This is a genomic window from Bacillus infantis, assembly GCF_020171945.1.
Classification (GTDB): domain Bacteria; phylum Bacillota; class Bacilli; order Bacillales; family Cytobacillaceae; genus Bacillus_AB; species Bacillus_AB infantis_A.
This window is the reverse complement of record NZ_JAIVAP010000017.1, coordinates 1-11,950: the sequence shown is the minus strand read 5'-3', so window position 1 is coordinate 11,950 and position 11,950 is coordinate 1. Positions and strand designations below refer to the sequence as shown.

Below are 11,950 nucleotides of genomic sequence, written 5' to 3'. Positions count from 1 at the left end.
GTTAACATAGTGACTATCTTAATCACTGGTGGGGCTGGCTATATTGGTTCTCATACAGTAAGATACTTCATAGATCAGAATGAAGATGTGGTTGTGGTCGACAACTTACAGAGCGGTCATAAACAATCAGTTTATATAGAACAATTCTATCAAATTGATCTTAGAAACAAAAAGGCTTTAGATAATGTTTTTAAATCACATAATATTGAATCGGTGATTCACTTTGCTGCTAACTCCTTAGTAGGTGAAAGTATGGAAAAGCCATTTGAATACTACCATAATAATGTATATGGCATGATGTGTTTATTGGATGTAATGAAAGAAAACAATGTAAATAAAATTGTATTTTCTTCAACAGCAGCTACTTATGGAGAACCAAAGAATATTCCCATTCTTGAAAAAGATGAAAATAATCCAACGAACACATATGGCGAAACAAAATTAGCTATAGAAAAAATGATGAAGTGGTTTGATCAAGGCTATGGAATTAAATACGTCTCATTAAGATATTTTAATGCTGCTGGAGCTCATGAAAGTGGTAATATTGGGGAAGAACATGATCCGGAAACCCATCTAATCCCTTTGATTTTACAAGTGCCACTTGGTCAAAGGAAAAAAATTTACATGTTCGGTGATGATTATCCTACAGAAGATGGGACATGTGTAAGGGACTATATTCATGTAATGGATTTAGCCTCAGCACATTATTTAGCATTAGAATATTTAAGAAAAGATAGCCCAAGTGAAATTTTTAATCTTGGTAATGGAAACGGCTATTCAGTTAAACAGGTGATTGATGTAGCAAGAAAGGTAACAGAACATCCAATTCCATCCGAGGTAAAAAAAAGAAGGGTTGGGGATCCAGCAGTCTTAATTGCTTCTTCGGAGAAAGCAAAAAGCATTTTAGGTTGGAAACCACAGTTTGATACACTAGAGAAAATAATTACTGATGCATGGAACTGGCATCGGAATAATCCCAATGGTTATTCGTCCTAAGTTTAGGGTGCTGTCACTCCCCGCATTTTCTTGTTTCACAAATGTGTTTCACAGAGGGTTGGGTTGATGTAATTATTAAAATAAAGTTAATGGTGAGGGCTGACTAGGTCTGTCAGGTTTTTAAAGAGTGTTAGTCAAGGGATGGCCGGGATTTGCTTTACATTTACCAATAGCAGAATGCGCTGCAGTATTATTCATTGTAGTAATGCTGTGAAAATCGGGGGCCTGACCCCACATTCAGTGAAGCACTAAAGTGTAAGAGATTTGATAAGGAACTGATATTGAAGAAGCATGTGTATTGGTTTGCCAAGGGATTTACTGGAGTTGGGAAGTGTGTTTGATATAGAGTTATAGAATTTCAGATTAAAAAAATGTGTAGATGTATGCATTTAGGAAGTGTAAAAGAGCCAAGTTGCGTTGAGGCGGTTCATCCTGCAATAGACCTTGGCAACTTTAATAGTTTAGGATGGTAAGGATGCAGGCTATATTCTGAATTTAGAGATATTAATTGACGAGAGGGAGGGATGACTTAAAATTACTTGTGGAACATATGTTTTATCGAGGGAGGGATTTGATGCCCAGACAGCATCGGGTTTGGTATCCAGGTGCTCTGTATCATATTGTTGCCAGGGGGAATCGGCGGGCGGCGATATTCCTGGAATATATGGATTTTAAGATGTACCTTACGATATTGGAAGATGTCCGCAGTATGATGCCCTTTATTCTTCATTCTTATTGCCTCATGACCAACCACCTTCATCTCCAGCTTGAAACCTCACAGCATCATATCCAGCATATTATGAAAGAACTACATCCACGCTATGCTATTTATCTGAATCAGCGGTTGAAAACAGACGGGCATGTATTTCAGGGGCGTTATGGTGCCAAGCTGATTGAAACAGATGCGTACTTTTTAGAAGCAAGCCGCTACATCCACCGCAATCCCCTGGAAGCCAGAATGGTCAGTGATCTGTATGACTGTCCGTGGAGCAGCTATCCTTCTTATATTGACCTCACACAGAATAATCCTCATATTGCCCACAATAGAACACTATCCTATTTCCGTGAACCAGCTGAAGATGAATATCGCAAGTTTGTTGAAAAAAATGAAGAGATCGAGGAGGGACTGCTTTGTATGCCAGGTCGGCCAGTATTGGATTAAAAGGAATGGAAGGCTATATTGTGCAGGTGGAAGTAAGGGCGTCACTCGGAACAGATTCTATTATTATTGCAGGCCTGCCGGATGCCTCGGTCAAAGAATCGAAGGAGCGGGTGGCAGCCGCCTTGCACGCTTTAGGCTATTCCCTGTCCGGTCAAAAGATTGTCATTCATCTCTCGCCGGCTGAACAAAAGAAAAATGGTCCAATGTTTGATCTGGCGATGGCGGTTAGTACATTGATCAGTCTAAAAGGACTGGATGTACATATCCCCGACAGCACCGCCTTTATCGGGGCACTTTCCCTGGATGGCAGAGTGCAGCCGGTGGAAGGGATGCTTCCAGGTGTACTGTCTGCCAAAAAACTCGGAATTAAAAAGCTTTATATGCCCTATGATGAAAAACTGCCGCAGTTGGAGTTTCGTGAAATGGAAATCATCTATGTAACTTCCCTGGAAGATGTGATCATGTAACTGCTAGACTAAAGTGGTTCTTACGGATTTTTGGTGAGCGGTTCCAAAAGAAAATATGTGGGTATAGGGAAATGAAAAAGGAGACAAACCATGGGACCTTCCATTCCTTTTCCACTCCCAGACCCTTTATTGACTGTACATTCTGTTGAAGCCTCTGAAGAAAAGATCACGCTTGTCGTTGAGCCCTCCACTCATTCCTCCATGTGCCCTGCCTGCCAAACTGTCACAACCAGAAGGCACAGTCGTTATTCAAGGGCTATCCAGGATTTGCCGATGAACAATAAACAAGTCGAACTACTACTTCTGGCCCGGAAATGGTTTTGTGATTCTCCGTCCTGTAACACGGAAGTGTTTACGGAAAGATATGATTGGATCCTGCCCAAGAAAAGAAGGACACTCCGTGCCGAGGAGTTACTTCGAAAATTAGCGTTTTCCACCAGCTGCCTCAATGCTGAAAAGCTAACGAAGCACCTTCACCTGCCAGTGAGCCATGATACCCTGCTGAACCTCATCCGCCACACTCCCGATTCACAGGAGGTGTCACCCTTTCGTTGGCATTGATGATTTTGCATTATTGAAAGGACATACCTACGGGACACTTATTTGTGACCTGGAAACCAACACGGCGCTCGACATCCTTCCGGATCGCCTGCAGGAAACTCTGACAGGCTGGCTTCAAAGGCATCCGCATGTCCAGGTGGTGAGCCGGGATGGCTATCAGGCTTTCAGGCGGGCCATCAGGGAAGCCGATCCTTCCATACGCCAGGTCTATGACCGTTTTCACTATGTCCAGAATCTATATAAGCATCTCGACAATCACTTATTGTCAAAGATCCCCTCTCAGATTGTCTGGAAGCGCGAGTCTCATAACCCCTCCATTCCCATGACCAAACAAGAAGAAAGAATGGAAGGAAGGAAACAACAGAAATGGGAACTCATTAAAGAAGTACAGGCTGCCCGTCAATCCGGTAAGAACATTTCCCAGCTTTCCCGGCAATACTCGCTTGATAGGAGAACCATCCACAAATACCTGGAAACGCAGGAACCACCAGAAACAAAAAGGGGGAAAAGAAAAGGCCAGCTTGAGCAGTTTGCAGAGATCATAGAAGAAAGGGTAAGGGGTGGGACTACAGTAAAAGGGCTTTTCGAATTTATAGTTTCCCTCGGTTATAAAGGTACGTATTCCTCGATTCGAATGGCAGTGGAGCAGCTAAGAAAAGAACTGAAGGCAACAGGCGAATATTCGAAAGAGTACCGGCTAGCACGCAAGACGTTAGTTAAATACCTTTGGATGGGTGAAAAAAGACTGAATCCGATAGAATTTGAAAGATATCAGGCATGTATTGCACTCTTTCCTTTCTTAGAGGAACTTCATGATTCCATAGAATGCTGCCGCCTTGCCATCGAAAAAAGGGACTATCCCTTATTTCTATTGTGGCTTAATGGCCAGCTTGAAGGCCGAAAAAAACCTTTCCATTCATATGCCTTACGGTTAAGATCTGATCTTGAGGCTATCAAGAATTCCTTTTTACTCCAGTTTAGTAATGGTTTACTCGAAGGACAGGTCAACCGGTTGAAATTCATCAAGAGAATGATGTACGGACGAGCGAGCATTCTCATATTGAAAAAGAGGATGACATATCGACTTTAAATGTTATTTTAATAAAATTCCCATAAAGTGTGTGAGGAATAGAACTCAACTTTCACCACTTGTTCGTAAGAACCCTAAAGTGAACAGTTTTTGCTCGATAAAAATGAACACTTTTTCACCCATAATCACCTCAGTTAGGCTATGATGATATTTTTAAACATCGTGCTAGCTGGAGGAATCGAAAGGTGGAAAAACTAGTTTTGTATATCAAAGTAAATCAACTAAGAGGAAGAGGCTTTAAAGTCGCAGCTATTTCTAAGAAATTAGGAATATCAAGGAACACCGTCTATAAATACTTGGAGATGTCATTCGATGAAGCAACAGATTGGGTTTCTACACTTAAGACAAGAAGCAAGAAGTTGGATCCCTATCGGGATCTCATCCTTACGTGGCTAAAAGAACATCCCGATCTTTCCTCAGCTCAAATTGAAGACTGGCTGAAGGAAAAGAACCCATCCATCACAATTGGAAGCAGCACCCTAAGAAGTTATGTAAGTGACTTGAGAGATACTTACCATATCCCAAAAGTAATTCGCACACGTGATCATGAAGCAATAGAAGAACTTCCTATGGGTTTGCAGGCACAGGTAGACTGGGGAGAAATGAAAGTTAAAAATACGGATAATAAAGAAGTGAAACTATACTTTATATCATTTGTTCTATCGCATTCCAGATACAAATATGTGGAGTGGCAAGACAGACCGTTTACCACAAGAGATACTATCCGTTGTCATGAAAGTGCTTTTCAGTACTTTGGAGGAATGCCGGAAGAAATGGTTTACGACCAAGACCACTTGATTACAGTAAATGAAAATGCCGGAGATCTCATTCTTACAGGAGACTTTCAAGCGTATAAGCAGGAACGTGATTTCAGAATTTATCTATGCAGGAAAGCAGATCCTCAAAGCAAAGGAAAGATAGAAAATGTGGTCAAGTTCATCAAAGGGAACTTTGCCAAAAGCCGAACCTTCTTCAACCTGGAGAGCTGGAATGAAAAGTGCCTTGCCTGGCTTGAAAGAACAGGCAACCAAAACGTACATAACACAACAAAAAAGAGACCGGCTGAAGTGCACGCCCTGGAAAAGTAACACTTAAGACCAGTCTCATCCCTGCTCTCTATTGAGAGCAATCTAAATAACAGTATAACAAGGACTGTCCATAAGGACAATGTCATTAAATACAAGTCAAACCGATATTCCCTGCCGCTCGGAACCTACCGGCCAAAGGGTGACAATACCGTTTATATTGAAGTAAAAGAAAATGAGTTGATCATTACGGCCACTCCGCAAGGAGACATCCTTGCCCGTCATCGATTATGCCTGGGAAAAGGAGAATTGATTAAAAACCGGAACCACGGAAGAGATCGTTCCAAAGGAATTGAAGCTTATAAAGAAACTGTTATACGTCAATTATCAAATCCTAATCAAGCAAAACAATTCATCCAAGAGGTTGGTTACCGATATCCAAGGTACATGAGGGACCATCTCCAAATCATTCAACATACGATTAACCAGTATCGGCATGTCATTGATGACGCCCTTATCCAATGCGTTAAAAAACATCTTTGGAGTGCGAATGATCTTCGTGATGTCGCTCAGCACCTTCACCGATTGACAGAAAACGAATCCTTTCCTCCCCCTACATTCAAGGAAATGAAGAAGAACACCACCGCAATAAAAGCCACTGCACAAACAAGGGAACTGGCAACGTATGTAGAGATTATGGGAGGACCTAAATAATGACACGATCGGTACAGCAGCTTCAAGAATACTTCCGCCATCTTCGGATGGCGGAAACAGCAAATGAATTGCCCATATTGCTTCGAAATGCAGAAAAGCACTCGTGGACTTATCTGGAATTTTTAGAGGAAACACTATCCTTTGAACTAAAGCGCCGCGAGGAGAAGAACAGGGAAAAGAGACTGAAAAAGGCTAAGTTTCCATATTATAAAACACTTGATGAGTTTAAGATTTCCGAACAGCAATCTCTCAGCACCCGTCAATTAGAGCAACTAAAAGAACTGACGTGGCTTGAACAGCAATACAATATGATTCTTTTGGGGCCGCCTGGTGTGGGAAAAACCCATATTGCGATTGGCCTAGGACTGGAAGCCATTCAAAACGGATATAAAGTATCCTTTTACACAATGGGAGAACTAATAAATATCCTTAAGACCCAGGATTATCTCCGTAAATCCCAGCTTCAACTTAAAGCTATAAAAGAAGCAGATCTTATCATTGTAGATGACTTAATGTATATGGCTATGGATCAACGGGAAGCTAATCTATTCTTTCATCTTATCAACGACTTGTATGAACGAAGTTCAATCATTCTTACATCAAACAAAGGACCTGAACAATGGGGAGAGTTGATGGGAGACAAAGGAATAACAACAGCCATATTAGACCGGTTGCTTCATAGAGTTGAAGTAATTCATTTAAACGGAGAAAGTTATCGAATTAAAAATCGGAGAACAATTTTTGAAGCAAAAAGTGTTCAAACTTAATGAGCAGAAACTGTTCAAAACTACTTGACGGTTACAGATCAAGCACCTCAACGGACAAGAGCTGATACAGCTGCTTCCGGAAGTGATGAAAAAGGAGAGCCCGGTCATATATAACGATTTTAATAAAATTGCAGGGCATTCCTTTGCGAAATATGCGCTGGAAGTAGCTGCGGCGGGGGAGCATCATTTATTTATGACAGGCCCACCAGGCTGCGGGAAAAGCCTATTGGCAGAAACTTTCCCCTCCATCATGCCCCCTCTTTCAAAAGAAGCACAGCTTGAAATGATCAGCTTATATCAATTAAGCGGCAGCTCATGGAATCAGGCAGAAGTCCCTCCTTTTCGCCACCCTCACCATTCAGCTTCTTCCGTGTCCATCATCGGAGTAGGTAAATATCCCAGGCCCGGAGAGGTTTCGCTTGCTCATCGCGGTGTGCTGTTTCTTGACGAAATGGCCGAATTCACGAGGAAAACCCTCGATATGATGCGGCAGCCATTGGAAAGCGGCAGGGTCAGCATAAGCAGAACCCACGCCTCCGTCACATATCCGGCTTCTTTTATCCTGATCGGCGCCATGAATCCCTGCCCATGCGGATATGCCAATTCCAGCTCCCGTTATTGCACCTGCACCCCCAAACAAATAACAGCCTATCAAAATAAGCTTTCCGGCCCCCTGCGCGATCGCTTTGATATCAATCTATCCTTGCACCCGGTCCGTTTGAGATCCATTTCTGAAGGAAACCCAGATTCTTCCTCTATGATAAGAAGCAGAGTGGAAGAGGCGAGAAGCAGGCAATATGAGCGGTATGGAAAGGAAACAGGAAACGGCAAAGTATCTTATGCCGAATTGTTAAATAGCAGCCCCTTAACACCTGAGCAGCAAAGAAACCTGCAGCAGATTAGCATCAAGAAAAGCTGGAGCAACCGAACTCATATTAAAATCATCCGTTTGGCCCGAACAGTATCGGATTTGCAGGGGAACAAGGATATATCAGACCAGAGCATCTGGGAGGCTATTGAGCTGAACTGTTCTCCGGAGGTTAGGAGGAAGCGGGATGGTTCTTTGATGATTAAAGGGTGATTTGGATACTGTATAAAAAGCAGAGACGGGTACTAATAAGGAGTGGGGATCAAGGTGCCTGTCACTTTTTTGTTTTACAGCAGGTTTCAAGGAGCCTTTTCATTTTGAGTGGCAGGCAGAACTGAACTTTGCATCACTGTTCCGCTTTGAATAAACGAGCAAATAATCAAACGTTTGATTAATAGTGCAATTGCCAAACATTCGTTTAAGTTCCTAATGCTCACTTCCTTGATGGAAGGGGCTCTTTTTTTAAAAACTTTTCTACAGGATTCATTACTTAAGTAAAAAATCCACAAAATTTAATGGTAAAATTATGAAGTGAATATTTTAAATTAGGAGAAATGTTTAGCATGAAAAAAGAGCTGGTTATCATACTCGCAATCATCGTTCTATTGCCTATACTATTTTTCTTTGCCCCTGCTGTATTTGGTTTCTTACTTTTAGCTGGAATTATTATGTTAAAACTGCGGTATCCAGTTATGAAAGGTGCCGTAGGTGAGTGGTATGTGAATAAAGCATTAAGTAAACTTGGCACGTATTATAATATATACCATGATCTTTATGTACCAAATGGGGAAGGTGGCACGGCACAAGTCGATCATATAGTTACATCACCTTATGGGATATTTGTAATTGAAACGAAACATTATCAAGGGTGGATATTTGGACAAGAGAATCAGAGATATTGGACGCAGACGATCTACAAACGAAAAGAAAAATTATTCAATCCAATTTGGCAAAATTATGGTCATATAAAAGCTTTAAAAAGTTACATAGGCAAAGAAGAATTAGAATCCTTCTGCTCTATTATTGCTTTTTCTCAAAACTCTACTTTAAAGTTTAATGATAATTTTAAATCAGCAAGGGTTATCCAAATTCCGCAATTAACAAAAGTGATCAGGGAGTATAACGTTCAAAGGATTAATGATTCAGATTTAAAGCAGATCAATCGTGCACTTGATGATTTAATCATTTCAGATAAGAACAAGAAGAGAAGGATCAAGAAAAAACATGTAGCAGATATAAAAAGTAACCGGAAAGAAAAAGTACACAAGGAAAAAGTAGTAAGTCAAAATGCATGCCCTAAATGTGGTAACAGATTATCTTTTAAGAGAGGGAAGTACGGGACCTTTTACGGGTGTAGCAACTTTCCGACATGTAGATATACAAAGAAAGTTTCATGAAAGAGAGACAGGGACAGGGATCTTGGCTCAGTCTAAAATGAGCCAGGGTACCTATCCCCTTAGCTCTCTATTTGCCACTCCAAGAGAGCCCAGTAAATAAAAAAGGTTCACCAAAAAAGTAAAATTATAACATTGCATATTAAGTGAAAAACCCTGCATAAAGTTATACAATGACAAAGGTATAATCAAACAATTAATCTACTTCATTAGAAAGGCGATAGAATATTGAACTTATCAAAGAAAAAAAGAGTACAGCTAGCTTTTCTGTTGGGGTCACTTGCCATTTTAGGACCATTTACGATTGACACGTATTTGCCTTCATTTCCTACTATAGTTAATGATTTTCATACGAATGCTTCGCTGGTCCAAATCAGTTTGACCACTTGTTTATTAGGGCTCGGATTAGGTCAATTAGTTATAGGACCTATGAGTGATGTGCATGGCCGCCGTAAACCATTGCTCATCTTCCTTACTTTGTATTTTTTATCCTCTGTCACTTGTGCTATCGCACCCAATATTTATACATTGATCGTTTCCCGTTTTATTCAAGGCTTTGCAGCTGCAGGGGGATTGGTTATCTCAAGAGCCGTTGTTCGGGATTTGTTTAGCGGGCGAGAACTAACGAAGTTTTTTGCTTCTTTAATGTTGGTTGGAAATCTTGGTCCCATTATTGCGCCAATTATAGGCGGTGCAATTCTGACGTTTACGAGCTGGAAAGGAGTTTTTATTGTCCTGGCTGGTATAGGCATGATTTTTACATTCATTGTTACCTTGAAACTTGAAGAAACGCTGCCAACTGAAAAACGGGTGGCGGGAAACTTCAAGCAGGTCATTAAGAATTTTGGAATGTTATTAAAGGACCGTGAATTTGCGGGATATGCCTTTACTCAAGGATTTATCACAGCCGGAATCTTTGCTTATGTGTCAGGTATTTCTTTTGTCTACCAAAACATTTATGGAGTTTCCCCTCAAGTATTCAGCTTCTTATTTGGCGTAAATGGAGTCGGCTTAATCATAGGGACTCAACTGGTTGGCCGATTAGCAGATTATATACCGGAAAAAACATTCTTGAAAATTGGATTAGGGCTTTCCAATACAGCTGCTATTCTTTTGCTGACAGCCCTTTTACTAAAGGCACCGCTTCTATTAGTTGCGCTTCCTATTTTCTTTTTAGTCATGTCCATCAGTATTATCGGAACAGCATCATTTTCCCTGGCGATGGAAACGAAAGGGCATGTGGCCGGAAGTGCATCTGCTTTATTAGGGGTGCTGCCGTTCCTGCTTGGCTCCTTAACAGCTCCACTTGTTGGAGTAGCGGGTGAGTATTCTGCTCTTCCAATGGGGATTATTATTTTGGCAGCGAGCTTGTTGGCTTTTTTGTCTTACTTCTTGTTGGTGAGGAAAGGGTCTTTGCGTCAGAAAGAATCAGGTGCTTCTGTTCATAACAGTTTGTAATATATAAAATTAAAAAAACACCTTTCTGCTCGGTAACGGATCGAGGGGGAAGGTGTTTTTCTATAGGGCATAAAAATGCTTTATATAGTATGAGCATTTACACTTTGTTTATTTATAGGAGTATGACGAGGCTGTACCATTAAATTTATCAATAGCAAATTATCCTGCAGAATTACTTACTTTAACAGTCTCGCAACGCTTTTTATTCTTATCATACCGGTTAGTATACGGTGCCATGAGCCGCTCCCTTTTTGAATGAGTGACATACAAGGCTGGTAACATCTTTGTGAATGGTGAGTAACATCTTCTCAAATAGATGTGCTCGAAATTACAAGAGGGAAGTCAGCTTTTAAATGAGCGACCAGGTCAACTATTTGGTGACAATTGAAACTAATTGTGTTTCTAAGTAATTTCTTTTTCTTAACTCGAATTTTTCAAAAGATTCATGAACTGCTTCTGGTTTATGAAAAAGAAGATGATCTAACACGAATTTATTATGTCCTAATTTATGAAGAATATATAAAACGCTTCTGTTAAATATTGGTTGCTGAGGTTTGGACAAATCAATCTCAATAACTTCTACAATTTTTTTATTTATTATTGTTTTTAAATAGATAGAAGATTTTTCTCCCTCCAACGAATACTTCTCAATGTAATAACTCTGAGTTCTACCACTGAATAAAACAATCTCAAATGGAATAAGTGGAGGTTGTTGAGTTTTTAATAAATCTTGTGTATGTGATAAGTTCACCGTATCTTCGGAGTAGTTATATCTCCTTAGATCTTTGAAGTGATTAAGAGCTGGTTGCAAGGATTTTCTACCATAAAATGTCTTGATAATCACTTGTTCATCTATTATCTCATATATAAATAATATATCTGAATCAATAGCTCCAAGAGATGGAGATAGCCACGTTATTCTAAGAGGTAGATTAAATAAAGTTTTTATTATATATTCTAATTCCTCGAAATTAGTATAAATGGGACCTACCCTCTCATTCCAACGCTCAAATGCATGGGTTGAAATATTAATAGAAAAATTCCTTGTGCCCTCAATCCAACATTCTCCCTCTGCTTTAATTAAAAACTTATCTACAATACTTTTTTTATAATTGTTTTTATATAAAACGCAAAACGCTTTTTGAATCATGGGTTTTCTTAATAATCTGTCAATAGCCCCCATCTTACTTTACACTCCTTAATATATTTCTTTAAAGTTTCCTAAATAAACTATATAATAAGCTATTTTTTTCAAAAAATACCTACCTATATAGGCAACTAAGTAAGTATCTTTTCGATATATTATCGGCTTATCCATATATATTTTAAAGGTTCTACGTCAAATGTTGGGGTGAGGTCCAAAGGGCTTCACCCTTATCCAATATGCACACCCAACTTTTTATACTTATGAGTTAATAAGATTTTGGCTCGAAAACGCTTAAAGCTTC

At 40.0% G+C, this 11,950-nt stretch carries 10 protein-coding genes and 1 pseudogene; 10 read left to right on the top strand and 1 reads right to left on the bottom strand.

Translation table 11 applies throughout. The annotated features are described in order from the left end of the window. Nucleotides 1-9 precede the first annotated feature (9 nt). From galE to LCM00_RS18940, 10 genes and pseudogenes are all read left to right on the top strand, one after another. Entirely contained in the window at nucleotides 10-996 is a 987-nt protein-coding gene (galE, locus tag LCM00_RS18985; RefSeq protein ID WP_224905022.1) for a UDP-glucose 4-epimerase GalE, read from the top strand. Between the two features lie 574 nt (nucleotides 997-1,570). After that, nucleotides 1,571-2,158 carry a transposase gene (locus LCM00_RS18980; protein ID WP_224905020.1) on the top strand — a complete coding sequence of 196 codons (588 nt, stop codon included), beginning with the start codon at nucleotides 1,571-1,573 and terminating at the stop codon, nucleotides 2,156-2,158. Continuing rightward, complete coding sequence (locus LCM00_RS18975) at nucleotides 2,128-2,625, top strand: magnesium chelatase domain-containing protein (RefSeq protein WP_224905018.1); 498 nt, start codon at nucleotides 2,128-2,130, stop codon at nucleotides 2,623-2,625. The genes LCM00_RS18980 and LCM00_RS18975 overlap by 31 nt, the downstream gene beginning before the upstream one ends. Before the next feature lie 90 nt (nucleotides 2,626-2,715). Beyond that, the gene (locus LCM00_RS18970) at nucleotides 2,716-3,186 is read left to right on the top strand and encodes a transposase family protein (protein WP_318247631.1); all 471 of its coding nucleotides are present in this window, start codon (nucleotides 2,716-2,718) and stop codon (nucleotides 3,184-3,186) included. After that, nucleotides 3,152-4,276: a transposase gene (locus LCM00_RS24775; RefSeq protein WP_224905127.1), complete on the top strand. Its 1,125-nt coding sequence runs from the start codon at nucleotides 3,152-3,154 to the stop codon at nucleotides 4,274-4,276. The genes LCM00_RS18970 and LCM00_RS24775 overlap by 35 nt, the downstream gene beginning before the upstream one ends. 185 nt (nucleotides 4,277-4,461) lie before the next feature. Further along, nucleotides 4,462-6,015: pseudogene (istA, locus tag LCM00_RS18960) on the top strand (IS21 family transposase). Further along, the gene (istB, locus tag LCM00_RS18955; protein WP_224905016.1) at nucleotides 6,015-6,782 is read left to right on the top strand and encodes an IS21-like element helper ATPase IstB; all 768 of its coding nucleotides are present in this window, start codon (nucleotides 6,015-6,017) and stop codon (nucleotides 6,780-6,782) included. Before istA ends, istB begins: the two are co-directional and overlap by 1 nt. Nucleotides 6,783-6,867: 85 nt before the next feature. Next, nucleotides 6,868-7,863 carry a YifB family Mg chelatase-like AAA ATPase gene (locus tag LCM00_RS18950; RefSeq protein WP_318247630.1) on the top strand — a complete coding sequence of 332 codons (996 nt, stop codon included), beginning with the start codon at nucleotides 6,868-6,870 and terminating at the stop codon, nucleotides 7,861-7,863. Between the two features lie 350 nt (nucleotides 7,864-8,213). Further along, nucleotides 8,214-9,047: an NERD domain-containing protein gene (locus LCM00_RS18945; RefSeq protein WP_224905014.1), complete on the top strand. Its 834-nt coding sequence runs from the start codon at nucleotides 8,214-8,216 to the stop codon at nucleotides 9,045-9,047. Between the two features lie 222 nt (nucleotides 9,048-9,269). Next, nucleotides 9,270-10,502 (top strand): multidrug effflux MFS transporter, encoded by a 1,233-nt coding sequence (locus LCM00_RS18940; protein WP_224905125.1) that lies wholly within the window; start codon nucleotides 9,270-9,272, stop codon nucleotides 10,500-10,502. A gap of 370 nt (nucleotides 10,503-10,872) precedes the next feature. Here LCM00_RS18940 and LCM00_RS18935 read toward each other — a convergent pair whose 3' ends face one another. Further along, nucleotides 10,873-11,685 (bottom strand): hypothetical protein, encoded by an 813-nt coding sequence (locus LCM00_RS18935; RefSeq protein WP_224905012.1) that lies wholly within the window; start codon nucleotides 11,683-11,685, stop codon nucleotides 10,873-10,875. Nucleotides 11,686-11,950: the final 265 nt, after the last annotated feature.